The 24,567-nt window shown below is 57.9% G+C and carries 14 protein-coding genes; 8 read left to right on the top strand and 6 right to left on the bottom strand.

The window, feature by feature from the left end; all coding sequences use genetic code 11:
- Positions 1-103: 103 nt before the first annotated feature.
- On the bottom strand, positions 104-670 hold the full coding sequence (locus ACA065_RS13055) for a hypothetical protein (protein WP_497694870.1): 567 nt from the start codon (positions 668-670) through the stop codon (positions 104-106).
- Between the two features lie 610 nt (positions 671-1,280).
- Here ACA065_RS13055 and ACA065_RS13050 point away from each other — a divergent pair.
- From ACA065_RS13050 to ACA065_RS13025, 6 genes are all read left to right on the top strand, one after another.
- Positions 1,281-1,580 carry a DUF6124 family protein gene (locus tag ACA065_RS13050; protein ID WP_497694869.1) on the top strand — a complete coding sequence of 100 codons (300 nt, stop codon included), beginning with the start codon at positions 1,281-1,283 and terminating at the stop codon, positions 1,578-1,580.
- Between the two features lie 1,025 nt (positions 1,581-2,605).
- A protein-coding gene (locus ACA065_RS13045) for an IS3 family transposase (RefSeq protein ID WP_497695342.1) occupies positions 2,606-4,134 on the top strand; the annotation gives its coding sequence in 2 pieces (ribosomal slippage) (positions 2,606-3,047 and positions 3,047-4,134; 1,530 coding nt in all).
- 231 nt (positions 4,135-4,365) lie between these two features.
- Complete coding sequence (locus ACA065_RS13040; protein WP_497694868.1) at positions 4,366-5,607, top strand: exonuclease SbcCD subunit D C-terminal domain-containing protein; 1,242 nt, start codon at positions 4,366-4,368, stop codon at positions 5,605-5,607.
- The gene (locus ACA065_RS13035) at positions 5,604-9,242 is read left to right on the top strand and encodes an AAA family ATPase (RefSeq protein ID WP_497694867.1); all 3,639 of its coding nucleotides are present in this window, start codon (positions 5,604-5,606) and stop codon (positions 9,240-9,242) included. The genes ACA065_RS13040 and ACA065_RS13035 overlap by 4 nt, the downstream gene beginning before the upstream one ends.
- Entirely contained in the window at positions 9,239-9,835 is a 597-nt protein-coding gene (locus ACA065_RS13030) for a glutathione S-transferase (RefSeq protein WP_497694866.1), read from the top strand. Before ACA065_RS13035 ends, ACA065_RS13030 begins: the two co-directional genes overlap by 4 nt.
- Before the next feature lie 478 nt (positions 9,836-10,313).
- A complete protein-coding gene (locus ACA065_RS13025) occupies positions 10,314-15,395 on the top strand; it encodes a hypothetical protein (RefSeq protein WP_497694865.1) in 5,082 nt (1,693 codons plus the stop codon).
- A 173-nt stretch (positions 15,396-15,568) separates the two neighbouring features.
- Here ACA065_RS13025 and ACA065_RS13020 read toward each other — a convergent pair whose 3' ends face one another.
- The 5 genes from ACA065_RS13020 to ACA065_RS13000 form a co-directional block, all read right to left on the bottom strand.
- Positions 15,569-15,748 (bottom strand): hypothetical protein, encoded by a 180-nt coding sequence (locus tag ACA065_RS13020; protein WP_497694864.1) that lies wholly within the window; start codon positions 15,746-15,748, stop codon positions 15,569-15,571.
- 157 nt (positions 15,749-15,905) lie between these two features.
- Entirely contained in the window at positions 15,906-17,081 is a 1,176-nt protein-coding gene (locus ACA065_RS13015; RefSeq protein WP_497694863.1) for a lactonase family protein, read from the bottom strand.
- Positions 17,068-17,364, bottom strand: a complete 297-nt coding sequence (locus ACA065_RS13010; RefSeq protein WP_497694862.1) for a DUF5629 family protein — start codon at positions 17,362-17,364, stop codon at positions 17,068-17,070. Before ACA065_RS13010 ends, ACA065_RS13015 begins: the two co-directional genes overlap by 14 nt.
- 117 nt (positions 17,365-17,481) lie before the next feature.
- The gene (locus ACA065_RS13005; protein ID WP_497694861.1) at positions 17,482-19,857 is read right to left on the bottom strand and encodes an efflux RND transporter permease subunit; all 2,376 of its coding nucleotides are present in this window, start codon (positions 19,855-19,857) and stop codon (positions 17,482-17,484) included.
- 15 nt (positions 19,858-19,872) lie between these two features.
- Complete coding sequence (locus ACA065_RS13000) at positions 19,873-20,907, bottom strand: WD40/YVTN/BNR-like repeat-containing protein (RefSeq protein WP_497695341.1); 1,035 nt, start codon at positions 20,905-20,907, stop codon at positions 19,873-19,875.
- A gap of 437 nt (positions 20,908-21,344) precedes the next feature.
- Here ACA065_RS13000 and ACA065_RS12995 point away from each other — a divergent pair, with 437 nt between their 5' ends.
- A complete protein-coding gene (locus ACA065_RS12995) occupies positions 21,345-22,460 on the top strand; it encodes a Gfo/Idh/MocA family protein (RefSeq protein ID WP_497694860.1) in 1,116 nt (371 codons plus the stop codon).
- A 371-nt stretch (positions 22,461-22,831) separates the two neighbouring features.
- Positions 22,832-24,511, top strand: coding sequence for a M10 family metallopeptidase C-terminal domain-containing protein (locus ACA065_RS12990; protein WP_497694859.1), 1,680 nt, complete (start codon positions 22,832-22,834; stop codon positions 24,509-24,511).
- The last annotated feature ends 56 nt before the right edge of the window (positions 24,512-24,567 follow it).

The raw sequence follows: 24,567 nt of genomic DNA, 5'->3' as shown, positions 1-24,567 counted from the left end.
GAAAAGTCTCTGCCAATGCAGGTGTCGAAATTGATGGGCGGATATCATCAATCTGATTCCCGCGCAGAGACCTGTTCAGCGGGCCTGTAACCCAGGCCAATCGTTAACGATAAGTGTCGCGGTAGTTGCCTTCAGGGGTCACATTCGCGTCATTTGTCCATTCCAGCCGATGATCGCGATTCAGAATGTGGTAGCCCTGCTCGATAAAACCCTCCCACGCCCCGGCCGGCGTGCCGAATGCGGCATTGCCGTTGCGGGTGTAGCCCTCCAGGACGCCGTTGTTCGAATATTCACCACGGTCTTTGCCCACTGCGCTCAACGACGTATCAATCCAGTTGAGCACCCGCGCAGCATTGTAGGCAGCGTCCGCCCTCGACGCCGGGTCAGGGTTGCTGGCGGTCCAATCACCCAGGCGTTCCTTAATGAGTGCCAGGTGGCGCTCTTTTTGAGGCCCCAGATTTTTTAGAATCGGGTTGTCGAGAATAATCTGCTCAGCACTACGACGATCATTCTCCGGTCGCGTGACGTTTTGCCTGGGAACACTGCGCAAGTCCTTCTCGCCGGTGTTCGACGCGGAAGAAACAGCGGGCGAGACAACTGCCCTCGAGGTGCCTAGTAGTTGGGTAACTACAGGCACAACTACCGGGAATGCAGAAAGTAAAATATTCATATGAATAACACTCTTATAAAGACTCGAAGGGATCCGCCACTGGGCAGCTTACAAACAAGTGGTTGGCACCCGACCACCAACCAGTTCCCTGTTAACTGGCGTGTTTGTCACGCGGAATTAAAGGCCAGCAATCCACATCGTTATAAGTTGCAGGACGCTTCCCTAAAGGCTTTTTTACTGTGGGAGCGGGCTTGCTCGCGAAGGCGGAATATCCGTCACATATAGGCTGGCTGAACCAGCTTTTTCGCGAGCAAGCCCGCTCCCACATTGGTTTTTTGTTGCCGGATGGACATGCATTGTTAAAGGCCAGCAATCCATATCCCTTTAATTTGCGGGAAGTTTCCTAGACAATCCTTTGGCCTTGCGCCTGCTCAGTCCACTGGCTAGCCTTCGCTCTGTCGCTGCATATCAGCGATCAGGGGTGAGATCCTGTCGATAGGGGTGCCAAGTGTCACAACCGCGAGCAACATGCTCTATGGCGGCTGTGTGCGGGCAGACTTCGGTCTGGCCGGGGGGCTCCTACCGGTTATCTCACCCCGCACATAGCTGCCACCTTTTGTCGAGTGAGATCTGCAAAAGAATGGCTCCCAATCTTTTAGGAGTTTCATTCATGCATAAAATCGTCCCAGACCCACCCCGCTTCACCCTCGACCGCGAAATCTTTGAGCGCGCCCTGAGCCACTATCTACAACCCGACACACCGCCGTCTTTCACCGTGCATCACGACCTTAGCTTCGAAGACGCCCTCGCCCACATCTGCGACCTGTTGCGCTGCGCTGCTGCCACCGCAGCCGTTTCCACCCAAGAGCTGACCGGTGATCAACGCGCCATTGCCGGCGCCACCGAGCACTTGATCAACCAGGCTAAAACCCTCGCCAACCGCGCGCTGGACTGCTTGCACGCCGGGTAACCCCTGTGGGAGCTGGCTTGCCTGCGATGGCCATAGGTATCTACACATCTTTTTTTCGGGTTGAGTGCTGTGGTTGTCGTGGGGGGCGCTGGGTGCATATCCGTTGCTGCGGTATTGGCTGATATTGGTTCCGCCCTTACGGCGGGTCACTTTTGGAAAAGAGCCCCAAAAGTAACCAAAAGGGCTCTTGCCCCACCACTCGGCACCTCGCTTAGGCTCGGTGTGCCCTCACGCAGGCTTTGGAGCGGGGGCCGCCGCGATGGGCCATCCTTGGCCCAGCGCGGCTAAACCGGCGTCCTGCCGGTTTACCCCCGCTCCAAAGCCTGCGTTCGGCCAGCGTGGTTTAACGGGGCGCCTAAGATCAAAATCAAGATCAAGATCAAGATCTACAGCACGGCGGCCTAGTAGCCGACCTGAGTGGTTAGATCAAAAGCGAAAGCGAGGCAGTGTGTCAGTTGATGCATTTGGTGGCTGACCCACCGCATTCGCGAGCAAGCCCGCTCCCACATTTGGAGCTCAGTACATCAGGTAGATGTGTGTACTCGGTCAAATGTGGGAGCTGGCTTGCCTGCGATGCAGACACCTCTGTACATCAGGCATACCCTGTTGATGCAATCGCAGGCAAGCCAGCTCCCACAGAAAAGCAGCTCTGCTTCTGATCTGTTTTTGCTGTGCTGTTGCCCTGCTTCTGCTTCAACCACTCAGGTCGGCTACTAGGCCGCCGTGCTGTAGATTTTGATCTTGATCTGACAGGCCCCGTTAACCACGATGGCCGAACGCAGGCTTGAATCCGTGGGTAACCCGGCAGGACGCCGGGTTAGCCGCGCTGGGCCAAGGATGGCCCATCGCGGCGGCCCACGGATTCAAGCCGGAGTGAGGGCATGCCGAGCCTAAGCGAGGCACCGAGTGGTGGGGCAAAGACCTTTTGGTTACTTTTGGGGCGTTCCCTCCGTGTCAGGCTACCTGTCGCTCTTATCGATGGAATCATTCATTCAAGAGGGCGAAGGTGCATAGCAATGTCCAAGATGTCCAAGCGTTATGATGACGACTTCAAAGATTGGGCGGTCCAGCAGATGATGCCGCCGCTCAATCGCTCGGTGGCAGAACTCGCTATCGCGCTCAACGTCACGCCACAGTCGCTGCGTAACTGGAGACAAATGGCTAGAGATAAAGGGTTAATCGTTCCGGGAAATGGCAAGACCAGTGATCAATGGTCCAGTGCCGATAAATTCAACGCCGTCATGGAAACCGCGCCTTTAAGCGAGGTGGAAGTTTCTCAGTACTGCCGAATCAAAGGTATTTACCCAGAGCAAATCCAGCAGTGGCGCGAGGCCTGCCAAAACGCGAACCCGCTTGCAGACCTGAAGCTCAGCGTAGAAAAAACCGCTGAGCAGCAACGGATTAAAGAACTGGAGCGCCAGTTGAACCGCGCGAATGCCGGTCGTGCCGAAGCGGAGGCTTTGTTGGAACTCAGAAAAAAAGCCAATGCGATCTGGGGCAAGGACAAGGAAGACTGATCAGCGCCTCTGATCGTATGCAAGCCATGAAGTTAATAGCGGAGGCGGTGCTCAGCGGGGCTCGTCGTTATCGGGCGTGTAATGAGCTGGGATTGAGCTTGCGCACCGTTCAGCGCTGGAAGCATACCGATTGCGACCAGCGCCAGGTAACTCAGAGGGCAGCACCGTTCAACAAGCTCAGCGAGGCAGAACGTCAAAGCGTGCTTGATGCTGCGAATCAGGCTGGCTACGCCAGCCTGACACCGCACCAAATTGTGCCCAAACTGGCAGATGAAGGGATCTATCTGGCGTCTGAGTCGACGTTTTATCGTGTGCTAAAAGCGGCCAACCAGAATGTACGCCGGGGCCGTGCCAAGGCGCCAAAACCTCGAGTACTGACGACGCACCGTGCCGATGCCCCAAACCAGGTGTGGTGCTGGGATATCACTTGGCTGCCGAGCACGGTCAAGGGTCGTTTTTTCTACTGGTATATGGTTAAGGACATCTACAGCCGAAAGCTGGTGGCCAATGAAGTACATGAAGTAGAGAGCGCCGAACATGCCTGTAAATTGCTCGAAAAAGGCTGTTTGCGAGAGAAAACAGCAGGCCGCCCACTGGTGTTGCACTCGGATAATGGCAACGTCATGAGAGGCTCCCTGCTGCGTGAAAGCATGGTTGCGCTAGGGATCGAGTCGTCATTTAGCCGGCCCCGGGTGAGCAATGACAATGCTTACGCCGAAGCACTTTTTCGCACTGCGAAATATTGCCCGCTCTGGCCCGACCAGCCATTTGACTCGGTGACTGAAGCAAGGCTCTGGGTGCAAAAATTTGTCGAGTGGTACAGCGAAGATCATCGCCACAGCGCCTTGAAATACGTAACGCCAAACGAGCGACACGAAGGAACGGCAACTGCTCTGTTACAGGCCAGATCAGCGCTTTATGAGGAGGCCAGAAAAGCCAATCCAAGCCGCTGGAGCACCAAAATACGCAACTGGAAGTTGACACATGCGGTGTATCTGAACCCCGAGCGCCCTGAACCACGGAGCGCTGCGGGTTAGCACAAGCAGTACCAAGGCGACAGGTACCTTGACACGTACCGCGTTTGCCAAAAGTGACTCGCTGTAAGAGCGAAACCCTAAGCCGCCGTTACCGCAGCAACGGATATGTACTCAATCTACTTAAACCCATCACAGGCAAGCCACACACAGCTGATCTGGGTCACCCACGGGCACTGTGTGGGCTTTTACAGGTAAACTCCCCTCCTTTTCATCTTCTCCACGGAGTTCGCCTTGCGTCTGTTCCACACCTCCGACTGGCACCTCGGCCAAAACCTGCATGGCCAGGAACGCGACTTCGAACACGCCTGTTTCCTCGAGTGGCTGCTGGGCCAATTAAAGGCCGAGCAGCCGAATGTGCTGCTGATCGCCGGCGACATCTTCGACACGGTCAACCCGCCGCTCAAAGCCCAGGAGCGCCTGTATGACTTCATCATCAGCGCCCACGAACAAAACCCGACACTCACGATTGTGATGATCGCCGGCAACCACGACTCCGGTTCACGCATCGAACTGCCCGCGCCGTTGATGCGCCGCCTGCGCACGCATGCCTTGGGCCGCGTGCTGTGGCTGGATGACGGCCAACTGGATGCCGAGCGCTTGCTGATCCCGCTGCCCGACGCCAAAGGCAAGATCGCCGCGTGGTGCCTGGCGCTGCCGTTTTTGCGCCCGGCGGAAGTCACCGGCGCGCAGTTGGGTGATGATTACTTGCGCGGCATCGGCCAGGTACATGAACGGTTGATTGCCGCCGCCAATACCAAACGCAAAAAAGGCCAGGCGCTGATTGCCATCAGCCACGCGCACATGGCTGGCGGCTCGGTGTCGGAAGACTCCGAGCGCAGCCTGATCATTGGCAATGCCGAAGCGCTGCCCGCCAAACTGTTCGATGCCAGCGTGGCGTATGTGGCCCTCGGCCATTTGCACAAGCCGCAGCGGGTGAATGGCGAGGACAGGATTCGCTACAGTGGCTCGCCGATTCCTTTGTCGTTTTCCGAAATCGGCTACAAGCATCAGATTCTCGATGTGACCTTCCAGGGCCAACGCCTGGTGAGTGTCGAGCCGCTACTGATTCCACGTTCGGTCAACCTGCAACGCCTGGAAGCTGCGCCGCTGGCAGATATCCTCCAGCAGTTGGCCGACCTGCCCGACATCGACTTGCTGGCCGAAACCCAGCGCCACCCGTGGCTCGAAGTGCGCGTGCGCCTTGACGAGCCGCAACCGGACCTGCGCCAGCAAATCGAAACCGCCCTGCAAGGCAAGGCCGTGCGGCTGGTGCGCATCGCCGCTGAATACGCCGGCAAACGCGGCAGCGACGACACGGACGACGAGCGCCTGATCGAACTCGACCAGCTCACGCCTCAAGAACTGTTCAGTCGCGCCTGGCAGGACAGCTACGGCAGTGAAGTGGATGAACAGACCTTGAAGGATTTCGCCGTGCTGCTCCAGGAAGTGCAACAGGAGGGCGAACAGCCATGAAGATTCTCGCCATTCGCCTGAAAAACCTCGCCTCCCTGGCGGGCCCGTTTGAAATCGACTTTACCGCCGAGCCCCTGGCCAGCGCCGGTTTGTTCGCGATTACCGGGCCGACCGGCGCGGGTAAAAGTACCCTGCTCGATGCGCTGTGCCTGGCGCTGTTTGGTGCGGTGCCGCGCCTGGGCGATACCGGCCAGGCCAAGATGCCGGATGCCGACAGCGATATTTCCATCGGCGACCCGCGCACCCTGCTGCGCCGCGGCACCGGCGGCGGGTATGCCGAGGTGGATTTTGTCGGCGTCAACGGCCGTCGCTACCGGGCGCGCTGGGAAGCCAACCGCGCCCGCGACAAGGCCAGCGGCAAGTTGCAGAACAGCCGGCAAAGCCTGATCGACCTGGACAGTGACCAACTGCTCGCCAGCCAGAAGACCGAATACAAGACCCAGCTGGAACTGGCCCTGGGCCTGAACTTCGAGCAATTCACCCGTGCGGTGTTGCTGGCGCAAAGCGAGTTCAGCGCCTTCCTCAAGGCCAACGACAACGAGCGCAGCGAACTGCTGGAAAAGCTCACCGACACCGCGCTCTACACCCAGCTTGGCCGCCGCGCCTTCGACAAGGCCAAGGACGCCAAGGATGCGCATAAACAGCTGCAAGACCAGGCCACCGGCGTGGTGCCCCTGGCCCCTGAAGCCCGTGCCGAGCTTGATCAACAGCTCGCCGAGGCCCAGCAACAGCTCAAGACCCAGCAGGCCCAGCTCAAACAGCTGGAGCTGCAACACACCTGGCTCAAGGAACTGCGCGAATGGCAGGAGCGCCAGCAAAATGCGACTGAGCAACTGCAACGGGCGCAGGCGGAGTGGGACGGCCAAGGCGCGCAACGCCAGGATTTGAGCCGCCTGGAGCACTTGGCGCCGCAACGCCATCAGTTCGCTAGGCAGGCTGAAATCGGCACCTTGCTGACGCCCCTCGCTGCGCAGATTCAGCAGCACATCGAGCAGCAAGCCGAACTGCATGCGCGTCAGGAACAGGCGCAACAGCAGCAAACCGCCGCCCAGGCAGCACTGGCTGACGCGCTGAAAAACCAGGCCGACGCCGTGCCATTGCTGCGCCAAGCCTTTGAAGAACAAAGCACCCTCGCCCACCTGACCAAGGACCTGGCCAAACGCACCGAGGACAAACAGCAACATGAAAAGGCGTGCGCCGAAGGCCAAACCTTGTTCAAGGGTTTGCAGGACACGCACAGCCAGGTCGCCGAGCGCTTGCAGCGCCTGGCCGCCGAGCTTGAGCGCAGCGCCGCCCTTGCGCCGCTGAGCGATGCCTGGGGCGCCTACCGCGACCGCCTGCAACAACTGATGCTGATCGGCAATCGCTTGAACAAAGGCCAAGGCGAGCTGCCGCAGCTTGAACAGCGTGCCACCAGCGCCGCCGAGCAATTCGCCCAGCAGCGCGATGCATTGGACCTGCTGTATCAGGAAGCTGGCGCCGAACCACACGCCGTCGCCGAACAGATCCAGCTGCTCGCCAGCCTGTTGCAGGACAATCGCAAGCAACAACGCGCCTTTGAAGACCTGACACGCCTGTGGGACAACCAGCAACAGCTTGATCAACAGAGCGCCAACCTCACACAAAGACTCGCGGACGCGCAGCAGCAGCGTGAACAACTGAACCAGACCGGCCTGCAAACCAAGGCCGAGCTGAGCGTGGCCGAGCAAACCTTGACGGTGACCAAGCAACTGCTGGAACGCCAACGCCTGGCGCGCAGTGCCAGCGTCGAGGAATTGCGTGAGCAGTTGCAGGATGATCAGCCGTGCCCGGTGTGCGGCAGCCATGAACACCCGTATCACCAGCCTGAAGCCTTGCTGCAAAGCCTCGGCCGGCATGACGAAAACGAAGAAGCCACGGCGCAGAAGGCCGTCGACCTGCTCAAGGAAAAACTCACCGAGCTGCGGGGTGAAGTGGGCGGTTTGATTGCCCAGCAAAAGGAATTCCTGCAACAGCAGGAGCACTTGGCGACGCAGCAGCAAGCACTGAAGCCCAGCCTGGATGCGCACCCGCTGTGCGCCTCGCTGTTCAATCAGGACGCGGCCAAGCGCAGCGACTGGCTGGCCCAGCAGTTGGCGAAACTTGCGCAAAGCATCACCCAGCACGAACAACGCCAAGGCGCCCTGCTCAACCTGCAGCAAAATGCCGGGCGTTTGCAGCAGCAACTGCAAGCCGCCCAGGACGCGAGCCAGCAGGCGCGGCAGTTGCTGGTGGACCAGCAGCGCGAGCTGTCCAACGACCGCGAACGCCTCGACGAAGAACTCAACGCCTTCGCCAGCCTGTTGCCCGCTGAAACCCTCGAAGGCCTGCGCCGCGAACCGGCCGCGACCTTTATGCAGCTGGACCAGCAGGTCAGCCAGCGCCTGGAACAGCTGGGCCACCAGCGCGATGAACTGGCGGAGCAGCAGGAACGCCAGCAGGCCATCGAGAAAGAACAGACCCATCAACAGCATCGCCAACAGCAACTGGACGCCTTGCACCAACACGTCAGCGAATTGGCCACGCAACAACAGGCGGCCGAGGAAAAACTGCGCGCCCTGCTGGGCGATCACGCCAGCGCCGAACAGTGGCAACACCAGCTTGACCAAACGGTGGTGCAGTCGCGCCAGCGCGAGACCGATGCCAATCAACAGCTGCAAGATATCCGCAATGCCCTGATCCAATTGGCCGCCGACCTCAAGGCCCAGCAGGAACGCCTACAGGCCCTCACCGCCGAGCAGCAACACCTCGGCGAGCGCCTGGGCGAATGGCGCACCCTGCACCCCGAACTGGATGACGACGGGCTCACGCGTTTGCTGGCCTTTGATGACAGCCAGATCGGTGAATTGCGCCAGCAGTTGCAACACAGCGAAAAAGCCGTCGAACAAGCCAAGGTGCTGCTGCAAGAGCGCGAGCAACGCTTGGCCGAACACCAAGCGCTGCACAACGGCAACCTGGAGGCCGAACAGCTCGATAGCCGCTTGGCCGCGCTCAACCTGCAATTTGCCGAGGGCGAGAAACACTGCGCCGAGCTGCGTGCACGCCAGGCCGAAGACCAACGCCGCCAGGACGCCAACCACGCCCTGGCCGAACAGATCACCCAGGCCTACGAAGAATGGCAGCGCTGGGCACGCCTGAATGCGTTGATCGGCTCAGCCACCGGCGACACCTTCCGCAAGATCGCCCAGGCCTACAACCTCGACTTGCTGGTACACCACGCCAACGTGCAACTGCGCCAACTGGTGCGCCGCTACCGCCTCAAACGCGGCGGCAGCATGCTCGGGCTGTTGGTGATGGACACGGAAATGGGCGATGAACTGCGCTCGGTGCACTCGTTGTCCGGTGGCGAAACGTTCCTGGTGTCGCTGGCGCTGGCCTTGGGCCTGGCGTCGATGGCGTCGAGCACGTTGAAGATTGAGTCGCTGTTTATCGACGAAGGCTTTGGCAGCCTCGACCCCGAGTCGCTGCAGTTGGCGATGGACGCGCTGGACGGTTTGCAGGCCCAAGGCCGCAAGGTGGCGGTGATTTCCCACGTGCAGGAAATGCACGAGCGCATCCCGGTGCAGATCCAGGTCAAGCGCCAGGGCAATGGCTTGAGCACCCTGGAGGTCAAGTGAGCGCGGCGCTGCTGTATTCGTTTCGACGCTGCCCGTATGCGATGCGGGCGCGCTTGGCCTTGCGCTATTCGGGGGTGCCTGTGCAGATCGTCGAGGTGAGCTTAAAGGCCAAGCCAGCCGAAATGCTGGCGCTGTCGCCCAAAGGCACGGTGCCGGTATTGAGCGTGGATGACCACGTCATTGAGGAAAGCCTGGAGATCATGCAGTGGGCGTTGGCGCAGCACGATCCAGAGGATTGGTTGCTGCACGGTGACCCAAAGGTGCTGGCGTTGATCGCCGAGAATGACCAGGTGTTCAAACATCACTTGAATCGATACAAGTATGCCGAGCGCTACCCGGAGCAGCCGATGGAACACTATCGGGCCGAGGGTGAGGTGTTTTTGCACAAGCTGGAAGGGTTGCTTTTGCAGAACGACTACTTGCTGGCCGACCATTTGAGCTTGGCCGATACAGCACTGGCGCCATTTGTGCGCCAGTTTGCCCATGTGGATCGCGAATGGTTTGCGGGGGCCCCGTATCCGAAGTTGCAACAATGGCTAAAACAATTTTTGGCCAGCGCGTTATTTATCGAAATAATGAAAAAGACCATTTGAAACAAAAACTCGACACCTTAATCATTGAACAACACGCCTGCAATTATCCAGTGACTTATTAATCCACGCGCAACAATTAACAACGATTACGCACTCGCCCAGTAATAAAAAATGGCTACTATCCGCCGATGGAACTGCCCCAGAAGTTTGGGGACATTCAACGTGTCAATCCGAGGAGTGTAGTGTGAGTTCAATATCAGCGCGTCCAGTTATCAATAGTTACACGGCCCCGATGACTATCCCCCTGCCAAAGGCTGTACCACCGCCGGCTCATATAACCCATGATCAAATCGAGACCGCACCGAAGTTAAAGCATCACAGCAGGGGAAGAGCGCTTTCCTCTACGCCGTCCATTCAAACGTCACCGGCAGATCGATCCGAAAGCACACTGCCTCCTCTCTCAACTGACCCCCTTGGCGATGCCGTGCGCCATCAGTTTTCCGGGCGTCCGACCCTACGATCAGTCGTATCAGAGTTGTTGCGTGAGACCCTGCGCAACGGTACGGCAAACGAGGAAATCGACATCACCCACCTCGTCGTCAGCGAACCTGACCCCGATAACCCCACACAGTACAAACAGACCCCGCTTGTGGAGCTCGCCCTTGACTACCTGGTGAACGGCACGGCATTGGATTTCACCGGTGACCGCACACTGGTCGACACGCGCTCGCGCCTGACACAAGGTGCTACGGTTTCAACCGATAACACCCTGACAATAGACATGCGTGCACTCGAACATGCCGTACGCAATTTACCGACCCAGCTCCAACCCGCCTTCATCAGTAGCGTGGTGAGCTATTGGAACAGCCCGGCGTATGCCGCGCCCGCCAAGGGGCAAGAGGCCACCGCCCCAGCCATCAGTCGCAGGCAATGGTTCAGCGACATCCTGCGAGACAACCTGCGCATCACCGGGCTGAAACATCCAGGCCTGGACGATGTGCAACGCGAGACCCTGGACCAAGTGGTCAGATACCCCGATCAATCAGTGCGGCCGGAACCAAGCGGGACTACCAAAGCGTCGGTTTTCACCCTCAACACGGGCTTGAAACACGACCCGGATTCGTGGGACGCCTATACGGACGAACTCCTGATTGTGCGGACGGTGGGAGACCGGGAGGTGGTTCTGCTGTACACACCCAATGGCGAAATCACACCCTACAACTCCCTCCAGGATTTCCGGCGCGCCTGGGAGCAACGCCTCGACGAACAGTTCCCTCTCGATCAATTGAGGTTTGGCCTTGAAGAACCGGAGGGGTCAATCTTCGACACGCAGGCTGATAACATCCTGCATCACAGCCTGCGCAACCTCAGCGCGCTACCCACGCCTGATCCCGGGCAAGGCACAAAAGACCTGAACGACCAATTTGCCCAGGCGAGCGACCCCGTCTCCGGTTTTGTCACCGCGTTCAAGACAGACCCACAGGTTCTTGAGCAAACCCGAAAAAGCCTGCCCGAATGGCTACGCCATGCCAATGACCGTGATCGTTATGCCTACCGAACTCTGGGTTTGCAGTTAGCCAGCACCCTGCACCGTAATCAAGGACGCTCATACAACCACGGCATCCCGGACATCACGCTGTTTGCGCAGCAGCAGCTCGATGCAAAATTGCCGAAGGGATACGCCGCCAAGGACCTGAGCGTCGTCTTCAAGGTGGCAGTCGGGACACTGGTCGGCGGGTATATCGAACGCGTTCCCATGAGCCTGACGGCGATGGCGTTAGAGAATCTTGCGGGCCTGCCCAAAGGCGAAATGGAGGTGTACCACAACGGTCAGCGCGTACCTGAATTGGAGAGCGGTAACGCGCTCAAAAAGCTCGTCCAGGAAGTCGATATCGGGAAGAACTATCCAGACCTGATTAAACGTACGCTATTGGGTGATAGTCCGGATACGCAAGAACGCCGCTCGCTGTTCGCCGAGCAGCTGGCTGTCGAGTTACCCCTGCAGGCCCTGGAACTCGCCCTGCAGAAAGACGCCGGCTTCAGCGCCCGCAGTTACCGTTTTGTCGAAGCGATCGTCAGCCCGGGCGCCGGAAAAAAAATCGCGGATGGCCAGGAAATCGTCATCCGGCCCCTGGCGTTTCTGCGCACACCCGACGCGCAGCCAGACGTTGTCGACAATATGTTTTTGATCGAACCCAAGGACACCGCGTCCGGCCCACACATCCTATATCGCCCGCTGATATCTGACGCGCCCTTGCTGGAGTTCTCCACACATGCAGCGTTGATGGAGGCGATTGCCAAACCGGGCAAGGTGCAAACCAGCATGCTCGCCTGGCTGCCCGACAAGAAGACACGTGACGTTTACGCGCATAACGGGTTTCGAGAGCCTCATGTCCATCACTTCTATCAAGGCGATGACTCCCAACCCTACGAAGCGGCAAAGCCCGCAACGCTGGCAACGGAGGGCTATGACAATGCTGCGACACTCCTTGAGGGCCTGCATGACGGCAAGCTGATGGACCGCTTTTACGACGCCAACGCCCACAGCCTGACGAGCCTCGCCGAGCAGCAATCGGTGTCGAACAGCGAGAGTCGCTGGGCCTCTCTCAAGGAAGGCGGGTTCCTGGTACTCAATGCCGTGCTGCCTGCCCTGCGTACACCGGGCATGGTGTTGGGCGCCATGATGCAGCTGGACTCGATACACAATGACCTTGAAACGCTGGACGACGATGGGAAAAAGGACAAATCAGCGGCGGTGGTGGATCTATTACTGAACATGATGTTTGCCATCGCGCCTCTCAGCACGCACGAGGCGCCTCATAGCCTGGGCGACGGCAGTTATGTAGCCGACAGGTTAGCGCATACGGTCGACGACTCATCCGTAACCTCAGGCAAAGACCCTGTCAGGCGAGTACCGGACGATATCAACCATGCCCTCCGATTCCCTCACTTGCACCCACGCACTCGGCTGGTGGACCTGATCAATTCATTCGAAGTACCGGAACCGCCCCACCCCGGCCTCCCTATCGCGAAAGGACGGCTTGCGGGCCTGTACAGAATCGACGGTAAGCTGCATGCCAAAGCCAACGAAAAATGGTATCGGGTAGGTGCCGACCTGGACCAAGTGTTCCTGCTCGACGGTAACGACACGTGCCGCTCAGGCCCGTTCCTGAAACCCACGGTCGACGGCAACTGGGAATTCAAGAACGTCGAGCGTCTCAAGGGTGGGCAGAAGACCTCGGCCGATGACAACGAAATCGACACTCAGTATGAAACACTGAAACCACAAATAACGGCCTTGGATAAAAAACTCGAGTTTTCGAAAAGCCTTCTGTCCAAAACGCTGGAAGCTTATAAAAAAGACCGCGCTGAGCTGCTCGTGCGGTGGCAGTCTGTTGATCCTAGCGTGCCCGACAGTGAAGCCCATACGCGCCATCAGGAACAACTGGCATTGACCACACGCTCCCGAACGCAACTACGCAGGATGCTCGAAACCCACCGTACGAATTTGACACTAAGCGGCGACTTGAAGCGCTCCGCAGTGGACCTACTGACCCCCAAGAAAAGCACGCAAAAATCGTCCGTCTATCAGGCCGAGCGCTCCGAGCTATTTCTGAAATTATTTGAAGAGCAGCAGGCCCTTCAAAAGGTCTATCAAACCTTTGTTGGAGAAAGCCGGTATGGTTCGGATGGCGAACCTCTGGCCAAGATTACACAAAACGCCAAAGATATAAGTTCGAGTGGTTATCAAAAATATATTTCAACCCTGGAAAACACGGTTGATCAGAATGAACAGTTGCTGCGTTATTTGGGCGAGCGTTCGGCACTGCTCGACGAGTGGGCAAATGACTCGCCTATCGGAAGAGAGCACGCCAAGTATATGGGCGAGCGGCTGAATGCCGAGAAGGCATTACTGATACCCGATGCAAACCTCAGGGATAAGTTAGGTGCCGCCAAAGACACTCTCGACAGCGCGCGAAAAGCACTGCAATCCGACCCTTCGAACGATCAATTGCGTGTCGATAACGAAGACGCTGAGCTGCGTTTACTTAAACTGGCTACCGAGCTAAAAATCAATCACCTCAACGCTGAATTGGCCATTAATAAAGCGAACGTCAAACTCAAGAAAGGCAACAAAAAAGTCCTGATCGAACTAAGCGACAGAAAAACAGCATTGGCGGTCATGATGGTAAAAGCCAAGCTGACACTTGAACAGTGTGCCACCCGATTGCAACTCAGCGACTCAAGGCTCGCACTGAGCAACGACCCTTCCAATACCCAGCTCGAAAACGACATCCGGCTGGCGGAGAAAAAACTCGAAGAGATCAAACAACAGCTTGCCATGCCCGACGTCATCGATGAACTGGCCGGTGAGCGAAAATACACCCGAGTGGATCAAGAAAAAATCCCGGCATCCGATCCCAACGAAGACCTCAAGCTGAAACTGAATACCTTAGCGTTAATCAGAGAGCTGAGCCTGAACAAAGCGAATCAAGAGACTTACCCGCCGGCAGATCTCAAAATCGGAACGCGTATCAGCGAGCTGCTGTTGGCGCCTACAGTGAAGCTCCACTGGGAGCTGCTCGCCGGGACTGATTTTTCTGTGGCAGAGCGCCGGTCGAAACTGACACAGCTGACTGACACGTATGAAAGCCTGCTGGAAGACTGCCGCCAACTCCAGGCCAGCCATTCGGTCATCATTCGCCCAAAATACAATGACCTGCTGATCAAACGTCTTGATGAGCTGCTCGAAAATATCAAGGCGCAGCAAGACACACTGAACCAGGCAGAAAGGGACAGCGCCTTGAAGTTGCCCTCCACTTCCGGGGAGGCACAAAACCGACAACCGTCTATTGATCGCAAACAATCAGACTCCCCAGCACGTGTACGTACTGAGATACAGGAAGAAGAGGCCGCCGAGCCCGCAGTGAACAGCCCAACCCTGGTGCCACCTACGGTGCCAAAGCTCTCGCTCAACGCCTTGAAGGCTCAGGGGCAAACGTTGATAAAACTATGGGAGCAACAGGAACGGTTAGTGTTGCACGAGAAAAAGAAGCTCAAACAGCCTGACGAACTTCAAAAGATCAAACCGCTTGATTGGGATCACATGCTGCAAGAGCCGGCGTCGAACCTGCTTGAGCTTGCCAGCAAGACCGAAGCCACGCACGGCGATGATCCTGCTTGTGCGCAGCTTGTCGAGCAATGGCGCACACGTGCTGAGGCCATGCAAAAAAGCACCTACGAACATGTGCGAGACGCCTACGTGCTTCAGGTGCCCTCTGCCGCCAATGTTGCTTACCTGTTCAATCAGCGTCTGGTCACCATAGAACCTGTAAAACAGGTGTTTTTTACCCGAGCGGGTGATGCGTTCACCGAGTACGTCGTGCGCGACAGCCAAGAACCCAATAACGTCCTATGGTATGCACATTTCCACTACACAACCAAAGAAGACGCGCTGACAAGTCCCGCCAGCCATACATTTGCGCATCTGAAAATACCCAGCCAACAAAAACTGACCCAAAAGGACTTGAACAGGATGGCGGGGAAAAACAAGCCGTCCGACAAAATTGAAGATGGGAGAATTCGCTCGCCGCTGGATGAGATATTCCTGAACGCCTAGCCTTAGCGCCCTCCCCTCAGCGATGTTCAGCACGCGCTGACGGGCTATTTCCCGATCGAGGCGCAACAAAGGAAACGGCTGAATTCGCTCGATGCACAAACGCCAAACCACTCGAACGGCAGAATCTGCGTTCCAGTGGTTTGGCGTCTGCCGGGTGCAGGGTCAATCAACGCTCACTGCTGGTTTTTGTGATCCAGTGCGGCGTAGAAGTTGGCGCTTTGTTGCAGGTATTTCTGGGTGTAGGCGCTGGTGCTGGATTTTTTACCGGCAACGTCCACGCTGGCGGCGGCTGGCAATGCCACGGTGGCGGAAACGGCGGAAGCGGCGATGATGGAGAAGAGGTTCAAGTTCATGTCGGTAACCCTTGTGTTCGTTCGTTTAGGTGGCCGGGGAAGGCCTTGGAACCAAACTTACGCCCGAGGGGCTGAACCTTAGAAATGCTTTGAAACAGTAGCCGCTATTAATAGAATTAATACAGAGGGTCAGGCCCCGCACTGCGGGGCCTGTGGCTTATTGACGCACCAGGAACTTGAGGTCGCTGGGGGCATCAATCGGCAATTTCTGCACGGTTTTACCCAGCAGGCCGGTCTTGGGGTCGCGCTCGACGACTACGATTTCATTGCTTTTCTGGTTGGCGATCAGCAAGAACTTGCCGCTCGGGTCGAGGCTGAACTCGCGCGGGTGGTCACCTTCGACGGAACGGCGCTGCAGTTCCTTGAGGTGCGCGGTGGCCGGGTCGATGCTGAATACCAGCATCTGGTTGGCGGTGCCGCGGTTGCTGACGTAGAGGAACTTGCCATCGCTTGAAGCGTGCAGCGCGGCGCCCGCCTTGTCGGATACCGGTTGCCCGGCGGCAAAGTCCACCAACTGGGTTTGGCTGAGTTTGCCGTCGTTGTAATCGAATACCGCGACCTGGGCGCTCATCTCGGTGGTCAGCCAGGCATGCTTGCCATCGGCGCTGAACAACAAGTGGCGCGGGCCGCTGCCCGGTGGTAATTGCACAAAGGCTGGATCGGCCGGGGTCAATGGCTGTTCATGATTGGCCTTGGGGTCGTAGTGGTAGGCAAACACCTTGTCTGCCCCCAAGTCCTGAACAAACACATACTTGCCGTCCGGCGACGACACCACCGAATGCACGTGGTTGGAGGCCTGGCGCTCAGGGTTCACCCGGCTGGCCGAGTGCCCGCTGAGCTGCACTGGCGCCGACAACTTGCCATTGGCGTCGACCGGCAGCACCGCGAGGCTGCCGCCCGGATCTTCCAGCACCGAATAATTGGCCACGAACAGGTAGCGCCCATCAGCGGCAACGCTGGAGTGGGTCGGCTCATTGCCCAGGCTCTGCACCTGGTTGATCAGGCTGAGCTGATGATTCTGCGGGTCGATGCTGTAGCTGCTGACGCGGCCGACCGGGTCTTTCTGGCCCGGGCCGTTCTCGTTGACCACAAACAGGTGCTTCTGGTCTTTGGAAATCGTCAGCCACGAAGGGTTGGCCGCCTTCGCCGCCAGCACCGGTTTGCCGCTGAACTGGCCGGTACGGCTGTCAAATTGCAAGCGGTAGATGCCTTCGCTGGTGCCTGCGGTGTAGCTGCCCACCAGCAGTTCATAGGTGTCGGCCGGCGCGGCTTGCACCGACATCGCACCGACACTGCCCGCCATCAGCAGGGGCCAGAATTTACGCATCATCATCCGCTTCGTCCTCATCGTTATTGTTGCCGGTGACGCCGCTCATGCAGACCAGGCGATGCTCGCCCGAGTCACCGGTAAGGGTCCAGCTTTGCAACGTTTGATCAAAGATCGCCGCGTTGACCTGCTCCAGGCTGAAACTCCAGCGCTTTTCGGCGCGACCGTCCATGCAGGTGATCAGTAACTTCTGTTCATCCAGGCTGAAGTCGAAGGTGTGCAGCCCATCGATTTCAACCATCTGGCAGTCTTTAAAAGCGTCGAGCAAGGTAGCGGTGTCGGCAGTCATAACCATCAATCATCAAGAGGAAAGACCTCATGATAGGTCAAATCGTTGCATCGGCCTAAGGCCGTGCAATGCAAAACGCCGTGGCACAGGCCACGGCGTTTTGGTCACAGCGACAGATCAGTGGGCAAACAACGAATTGCCCTTCTGCCCCGCCAGCTTCTCCGGTTTGATCAGGAACCGCGCCAATGCCGGCAACAGCCACAGCGCGCCGAACATGTTCCACAGCAACATGAAAGTCAGCATCAGGCCCATGTCGGCCTGGAACTTGATGGCCGAGAAGATCCAGGTGCACACGCCGATCGCCAGACACAGGCCGGTGAACAGCACGGCCTTGCCGGTGGATTTGAGTGTTTGGTAGTACGCCTCTTGCAACGGCAAACCGGCGCGCAGGAAGCTCTCCAGGCGGCTGTAGATGTAGATGCCGTAGTCCACGCCAATCCCCACGCCCAGGGCCACCACCGGCAAGGTCGCGACCTTGACGCCGATGCCCATGAACGCCATCAGCGCGTTGCCCAGCACCGAGGTCAGCACCAGCGGCAGCACGATGCACAGTGTCGCCGCCCAGGAGCGGAAGGTGATCATGCACATGGTCGCCACGCACAGGTACACCAGGATAAGAATGGTCAGTTCCGACTCTTTGATCACCTCGTTGGTCGCCGCTTCGATCCCGGCGTTACCGGCTGCGAGGATGAACTCCAGGCCGTCCTTGTTGTTTTCCTTGGCGAAGTCCTGCACTGCATGCACCGCACGGTCGAGGGTTTCGGCCTTGTGGTCGTTGAGGAACACCAGCACCGGCGCCAGCGAGCAATTGTTGTTGTACAGGCCGTCGGCCCGGGCGATGGAGTTGTTCAGCACGTCGGGGTTACGCGACAGGGTTTCCCATTTCAGGTTGCCCTCGTTCATGCCCTTGATCATCTGCTTGGACACGGTCACCAGCGAGATCGCCGATTGCACGCCTTCGGTGTTCTGCATCTTCCACATCAACTGGTCGATGGGCGCCATGGCTTCATAGCGCGAGCAGCCTTCGGCACGGGTTTTGACCATCACCACCAGCACGTCGGAACTGGTGGAGTAGTTGCTGATGATGAAGTTGTTGTCTTTGTTGTAGCGCGAATCCGGGCGCAGTTCCGGCGCGCCTTGGTCGAGGTCGCCGATTTTCAGGTTCTGGCTGTACCAGAGGCCGCCGCCGAAGGCGATCAGCGCCAGCAAGATCGAGACCGGCGCGACTTTCGGGCTGGCGAATTTGGACAGCAGGCGCCAGAACGGGTGTTCGCGGTGCGCATCCTTCTTGCTCTTGGCGATGGCGCGCTTGCTGATGCCGACGTAGGAAATCGCCACCGGCAGCAGGATCAGGTTGGTGAACACGATCACCGCCACGCCAATGGAGGCGCCGATGGCCAGTTCGCGGATCACACCGATGTCGATGATCAGCAGCGTGATGAAACCCACCGCGTCGGCGAGGATCGCGATCATCCCCGGCAGGAACAGTTGCCGGAATGTGCGTCGGGCCGCCGTCAGTGCGTTGTCCGCTTCACTCGATTGCAGCGCAATACCGTTGATCTTCTGCACGCCATGGGAAATACCGATGGCGAAAATCAGGAACGGCACCAGCATCGAATACGGATCGAGGCCGAAACCAAAAAAGTGCATCAGCCCCAGTTGCCAGACCACCGCCACCAGCGTGGTGCTCAACACCGCGACGGTGCTGCGCAGGCAGTTGGTGAACCACAGCAGCAGAATCAGGGTGATGACGAACGCGATGCCGAAGAACATCACCACCATCACCAGGCCGTCGATCAGGTCGCCGACCTTCTTGGCAAACCCGACGATGTGGATCTTGACGTTGGGGTTCTGCGCTTCGAATTTGTCGCGGATCTTGTCTTCGAGTTCATGGGAGAACTTGCGGTAGTCCAGGGCGAGTAATTTGCCCTGGTCTTGCGGGTCCGGGTAGGACTCCAGCAGCGGAATGTCGACGATGCTCGACTTGAAATCGTTAGCCACCAGGCGCCCGACCTGGCCGGACTTGAGCACGTTATTGCGCAGCTGATCGAGGCTTTGTGGCGAGCCGTTATAGCTTTGCGGGATCACTTCACCGCCGGCAAAGCCTTCCTCGGTGACTTCGGTCCAGCGCACGCTGGGGCTCCACAGCGACTTGAGGCCCGAGCGGTCGACGCCGGAGATGTAGAACACCTCGTCGTTGATCTGGCGCAGGGTCTCCATGTACTCCTTTGTGAAGATGTCACCGTCCTTGGCTTCCACCGAGATGCGCACCGTGTTGCCCAGGTTGGCCAGGTCGTTGCGGTGCTCCATCATCTTTTCGATGAAGGGGTGCTTGAGCGGGATCATCTTTTCAAAGCTGGTGGACGGGCGAATCAACGTCGCCTGCCAGAACAGGAAGATACTCACCAGCAGGCAGATGACGATGACTGCCGGGCGGTTGTTGAAGATCAGGCGCTCAAGAAAGGTCGCTTTATCGTTGTGATGACTGCTCATTCTTTGCCCGCCTTCTTATTGTTTTGTCGGTTCGGCGCCGGTAGGTGTGGCAACACGAACACCACCCTGCCCGACCAGAATCAAGTTGCCATTGCCTGCCGCCGTGACCGCCGAGAGTGAAATGCGGTCCGGGCGATTGAACACGCTGAAGGTCTGCCCGTCGTCGTGGCTGACCACCACGCTGCCGCCGTTACCGACCACTACCAGCGAGCCGTCATCGAGCAATGTGGCGCCCGACAAGCCGAACTCCAGGGCACCGCGCGCGGCGTTCAGGTCGACCTGCTGCCAGGTGCTGCCGAAATCCGTGGAGCGGTAAAGGTTGCCGCGCAGGCCATAGGCCAACAGGGTGTGTGGTTGAGCGGTGCTGATTACGCCAAACAGCGAGCCTTCATACGGGCCTTCAAGTTTTTCCCAGGTCTGGCCGTCGTCGCTGGAGCGGAACATGCTGCCCTGCTCGCCGACGATAAACAGGCCGGCATCCTTGATGTGCGCGATGGCATTGAGGTGAAACTGGTCTTCGTTGTCGAGGCGCTCGCTCACGTCATCCCAGGTTTTGCCGCCGTCAGTGGTTTCGATCAACGCACCGTAGGCGCCCACGGCCAGGCCGTGCGCGGCGTCCTTGAACCAGATGTCGAGCAACGGCGCTTCGCGCTTGAGGTCTTGATATTGCTGGGTCCAGGTGGCACCGCCGTCGACGCTTGCGAGAATTTGCGCATCATGGCCGACGGCCCAGCCGTGTTTATCGTCGACGAAAAACACCGCCGTGAGCAGTTGCCGGGTGGGCACTTTGGCTTGGGCCCAAGTGCTGCCTTGATCATCGGAATAGAGGATGTGCCCGCGATCACCGACCGCGACCAAGCGTTTGCCTGCGTGGACCACATCGATCATCAAGCCTTTGGCGGCCTTGGCGGTTTCAATCGCAAACACCGGTTGTGCGCTGGTATCGTCGGCTGCCAGCACGGGCGTCGACAACACCCCAAGCAGCGAGAGCGCTGTGGCCAGCATCGCAACCCTGCGGGCGGCCCGCGGGCGGCAAACAACCCAACCCATGACAGGCTCACTCATAGACCTTTCTCCCGATTTATTATTGTTAGGTCGTCTCGCCTTCCCGGGCTCTGAAACCTGCAATCTAGAGCGCCTGGAGGAAGCAGGGGCCATCCTATCGGGCTTTCGAATCGTCTGACAATCGGCGCTACGTTATCTTTTGTTAACTGACGGCTTTTGGCCATGGGCTGAATATGCCTGCATTACTGCGCTTGATGATCGTCCTCTGATCGTTCCCACGCGGAGCGTGGGCATGCATCCCGTGGCGCTCTGCGTCGCTGGCACGTGCTTTAACGGTGGGACGCGGAGCGTCCTATGCGGCATTACCACGCGGAGCGTGGGAACGATCAGTGAAAATGAATTTTTATTCCATCTATTGAATTTTGGGAATATTTATTCCATTAATGACGTTCTTGAAAACAATAATTCAAAGGACCACGGCTATGCGTGAACTCGGAATCGGCCTGATCGGCACGGGCTTCATGGGGCGCGCTCACGCCCTGGCGTTCAACAATGCCCGCGCGGTCTTCGAACTGCCGGTACACCTCACGTTGGCCGCCCTGGCCGATGCCGACACCGAACGCGCGCAACGCTGCGCCACCGCCTGGGGGTTTGCCCAGGCCCATGGCGACTGGCAGGCGTTGATCAACGACCCTAAGGTCGATGTGGTAGCCATCACCACGCCCAATCATTTGCACTTTCCCATGGCCATGGCGGCGATTGCGGCGGGCAAGGCGGTGTATTGCGAAAAACCACTGGCCGTCAGCCTGGAGCAAGCCGACACCATGCGCCGCGCCGCGAGTGCGGCCGGGGTGGTGACGCGGGTCGGCTACAACTATCAGCACAACCCGATGATCGGTCTGGCACGGCAGATGATTGCCAAGGGTGAGCTGGGCGAGATCATCAGCTTCCAGGGCGAGTTCAGCGAGGACTTCATGGCCGACCCGAGTTCGCCCTGGTCGTGGCGCTGCGAGGTGGAACATGCCGGGGGTGCCCTGGCGGATTTGGGCAGCCACCTGTTGTCGATGGCGCACTACTTGGTTGGCGAGGTGCACAGCGTGTGCGCCGACACCCAGACCGTCCACACCCAACGCCCTGCCACCCAAGGCAGCAACGATCGCAAACCCATCGCGGTGGATGACCAGGTGCATGCCCTGCTGCGATTCGCCAATGGCGCGCGGGGCACGGTGAGCAGCAGTTGGCTCAAGCACGGCTACAAGAACCACCTGAGTTTTGAAATCAGCGGCACTCAAGGCACGTTGGCGTTCGATCAAGAGCGTTTGAATGAACTGCGTGTCTGCCGCGCCGGCGAGGACGGGTCCCAGCGTGTACTGGCCGGCCCCGCCCTGCCCGGCTATGCCGCCTTCAGCCCAGCGGCCGGGCATCAACTGGGCTATAACGAGTTGAAGACCCTGGAAGTGCACGAGTTGATCATGGCACTGGCGGGGCAAGGCGCGGACGGCACTGACTTTGACGCCGCCTGGGCGGTAGAACGACTGGCAACCGCCATACGCCTGGCCGCCCTACAAGAGCGCTGGGTCAACGTCAGCGAGCTTTAACTACACGGGCTCCTCGCCTTGGTTGGCGCTCACCTCAAGCGTGCGCCGCCAAGCGTGGGCGCAGCGCCTTGGTGTGGGGCATACCTAACGTCATGCACAAGAATGGTTAATACACTCCGTGGCCAATTACTTTAACCCAGTAACTTTTCTGTTAGCCCCTACAATGACAATCCGACGCACTTACTTTACTTATCACACTCCCCTCGCCAAACTTAAACAAGGCACTTACTTGCTCTTCCTACAACAATCATTCTAAGTCACACATAGACATATACCCCGCATTGGCATTTGTTACTGAACAGCTTACTTTGGTGTTTCACGCCTATTAGCGTTTTTATTACTTCCACCTCCACCTTTTGCCAGGGATTGCCATGTCTGTCATTCGAACAAACACGCCTACATTTTTTTATGCCCTAAAGCACAACTTGGATAATCCATCACCCCCCGTTAAACAGGACCTGCCAACGTCTTCCGCTTCTGGGAATATCGCCTCACAGCTCACCCGTGAAAATTATAGAATCTGGGACAGGAACGGCGACGGTAAAATAACCATCGGCTATACATTTTTCAGTGCATCCGACCCTCAAGAGTCCTGGCGTAATAACAGTGGAATGCAGGAATTCAGCGACGCCAGAAAAAAAGCCTTCAGAAGTTCAATCAAGGCGTGGGAGGACGTGATTAAGGTCAAGTTTACCGAGAATGCAAAAAATGCCGACGCCCTGTTGGTCGTTCATGGCAATAACGGTGTGGGCGGGTCCGCCACATTGCCTCATTCCGGTAAAAACATGAACATCGCGATCGGCTTGGGCGACAAGCGTTCAGGCTTAAACTCCTCAATGGTTCACGAGATCGGCCATAGCCTGGGGCTGGTGCACCCAACCGGGCAGCACCCCGAGAATAACAAGACCCATACGGCCATGTCCTACAACACGCATTTTTGGCGGCCCCGTGATGAGAATGGCGTCAGCGTATCGGACAGCACATCAACCCCGATGATGCGTGACATTACCGCCGGGCAGCATCTCTACGGCGCCAACACTAATACCCGTACGGGCGATACCACTTACGGTTTCAACTCCAATGCTGAGCGCGATTACTACAGTTTGACCTCCGCCGATGACCTGGCCGCCTTCTGCATATGGGATAGCGGCGGAAATGACACCCTGGATGTTTCGGGCTACAAGCAAAACCAGAAGATCAACCTGAACGCGGAACAGCTTTCGGACGTAGGCAACAGGGTAGGCAACGTGTCCATCGCCAAGGGCGTTGTCGTGGAAAACGCCATCGGTGGTTCGGGGCGTGATCAATTGATTGGCAACGCTGCAAACAATCGCCTAACCGGAGGGGCCGGCGGCGACACACTCTACGGCGGCGGCGGTGCTGATACTTTTGTATACCGGCGCGCCAGCGACTCCCCGTTGAGAAGTCCGGACATCCTCAAGGACTTTGTCAGTGGTGTCGATAAAATCGAACTTTCCGAGGTCCTGAAAGAAGCGGGTATTTCAAAGCTGACATTCATCAACGCGCCGCCCGGCAAAGCCGGGACAATGACAGGTCAGAAAGGCGAACTGATGCTGGACTATGATCAAAAAACCAAGCTGCATAGAGTGGTACTCGATGTGGGTGGCGACGCCAACTCCGCGTTAGTGATCCTCAGCAAGAACCCGATTAAACCCGGCGATATATTGACCGACACCCAACCACAATCGGTAGTTACTCCACCCGCACCAAAACCCAAACCTACTCACCCTAAAACATTCAATTATGACGCCGTCTCCGACTCACCCTACTACAACTCACGTATCCTGACGAACTTCGCGACCGGCAAGGACAAAATCGACTTAAGCAACATGAGTAAAAACACAGACGTAATGTTCAACCACGTCAACGCGTACACGGGGCGAGTTGGCGACACTGTTATTACGTTTTACCCGCCAACCCAGAAGTACTACATCGGCATTGATATGACCGGAGATCGCAGGACCGACTTTTTGATAAGAAGTACCAAGCCGATCAAGCGCGACGATGTTATAGGCGTGAAGTTCCAGTAAAGCGGATGGTTCAAAGCACTCAGGCTGGGAGCGGCACATCACCGCTCCCGCACCGG

It is taken from the genome of Pseudomonas sp. LBUM1640 (assembly GCF_059716225.1).
Note: the sequence above shows the minus strand (reverse complement) of the source record. Positions and strands in the feature narration are given on the sequence as shown.

Coding starts and splice junctions, on each gene's coding strand:
- ACA065_RS13005 (WP_497694861.1), bottom strand. CDS start 19,857: ATGAGCAGTCATCACAACGATAAAGCGACCTTTCTTGAGCGCCTGATC.
- ACA065_RS13000 (WP_497695341.1), bottom strand. CDS start 20,907: ATGGGTTGGGTTGTTTGCCGCCCGCGGGCCGCCCGCAGGGTTGCGATG.
- ACA065_RS13055 (WP_497694870.1), bottom strand. CDS start 670: ATGAATATTTTACTTTCTGCATTCCCGGTAGTTGTGCCTGTAGTTACC.
- ACA065_RS13020 (WP_497694864.1), bottom strand. CDS start 15,748: ATGAACTTGAACCTCTTCTCCATCATCGCCGCTTCCGCCGTTTCCGCC.
- ACA065_RS13010 (WP_497694862.1), bottom strand. CDS start 17,364: ATGACTGCCGACACCGCTACCTTGCTCGACGCTTTTAAAGACTGCCAG.
- ACA065_RS12995 (WP_497694860.1), top strand. CDS start 21,345: ATGCGTGAACTCGGAATCGGCCTGATCGGCACGGGCTTCATGGGGCGC.
- ACA065_RS13015 (WP_497694863.1), bottom strand. CDS start 17,081: ATGATGATGCGTAAATTCTGGCCCCTGCTGATGGCGGGCAGTGTCGGT.
- ACA065_RS12990 (WP_497694859.1), top strand. CDS start 22,832: ATGTCTGTCATTCGAACAAACACGCCTACATTTTTTTATGCCCTAAAG.
- ACA065_RS13035 (WP_497694867.1), top strand. CDS start 5,604: ATGAAGATTCTCGCCATTCGCCTGAAAAACCTCGCCTCCCTGGCGGGC.
- ACA065_RS13050 (WP_497694869.1), top strand. CDS start 1,281: ATGCATAAAATCGTCCCAGACCCACCCCGCTTCACCCTCGACCGCGAA.